This is a genomic window from Aliterella sp. E5.1, from assembly GCF_057473825.1.
The window spans coordinates 1-1036 of sequence record NZ_JBYCCV010000500.1; the positions used below are offsets into that span (position 1 = coordinate 1).

The 1036-nt window shown below is 36.4% G+C and carries 1 protein-coding gene; it reads right to left on the bottom strand.

The window, feature by feature from the left end:
- Positions 1 to 141: 141 nt before the first annotated feature.
- Positions 142 to 933, bottom strand: coding sequence for an EAL domain-containing protein (locus tag AC2VE5_RS28545; protein WP_486890881.1), 792 nt, complete (start codon positions 931 to 933; stop codon positions 142 to 144).
- Positions 934 to 1036 lie beyond the last annotated feature (103 nt).

Consider the following 1036-nt stretch of genomic DNA (forward strand, 5'->3'; position numbering starts at 1 on the left):
CGTATTAAAGTTTAGGCTTTACTTTCAATTGCATAATTGCTTTAAGGTAAAAACAAGTTGACTAAATCTATAGTTCCCTTAAAACAATTAATTCTAGCTCCTACTGCCCTTACTTCATCGAATCTTTATTGTTCGATCTTGTTAGCTATAAAATTTGTTTTTTTGGCTACTGATATCCAAAAAGCATGGCTTAGCAATAGCATAGCCTTGGACATAATCTACACCGAGAGATTGAAGTTTTCGGAAGATTTCGTCATTTTCGACAAACTCAGCAATTGTTTCTATTCCCATCAGGACAGCAATGCGTTTGATAGCTTCCACCATTTCTAAAGCGATCGCATCTTCAACAATCTCTTGGACAAAAGCCCCATCAATTTTTACATAATCTACTGGTAAGGCTTTAAGATAGGCAAAAGATGACATTCCACTACCAAAATCATCTAAGGCAAAGCGACAACCAAGCTGCTTTAATTTATTAATTAATTCCGCAGCTTTAGCTAAATTAGTGATAGCAATTGTTTCGGTAATTTCAAAGCAAATAATATTTGGCGGAATGGGCGTACTTGCAAACTGTTGCTGCACAAATTCAAAAAATTGGGCATCATTAATACTAGCCCCAGACAAATTTACAGCATACAAGCTTGGTAAAGTTTCAAGAGGACAAGATTCCCAAACTGTTTGATATTGCTGTTCTAAATGAGCAAAAAGCGTCTCAATTACCCAACGGTCTATCTGTTGCATCAGATTGTATCTTTCTGCGGAGGGTAAAAACTCCATTGGTAAAATTATGTTTCCACTTTTATCTTCTAAGCGCAAAAGAACTTCGTAATGTTCTTGCTTAATGCCACTATTTTCAATGGGGACAATTTTTTGATAGCAAAGGCGGAAATGGTCATTAGCAATGGCTTGGGGAATAATTAATCCCCACTTCATCTCACTCGATCTTTGCTCTGTTCCTCCTTCACTATTGTTGTATATATGAACTTGATTTCTACCTCTATTTTTAGCAGTATATCAAGCAGTATCGGCTGCACCT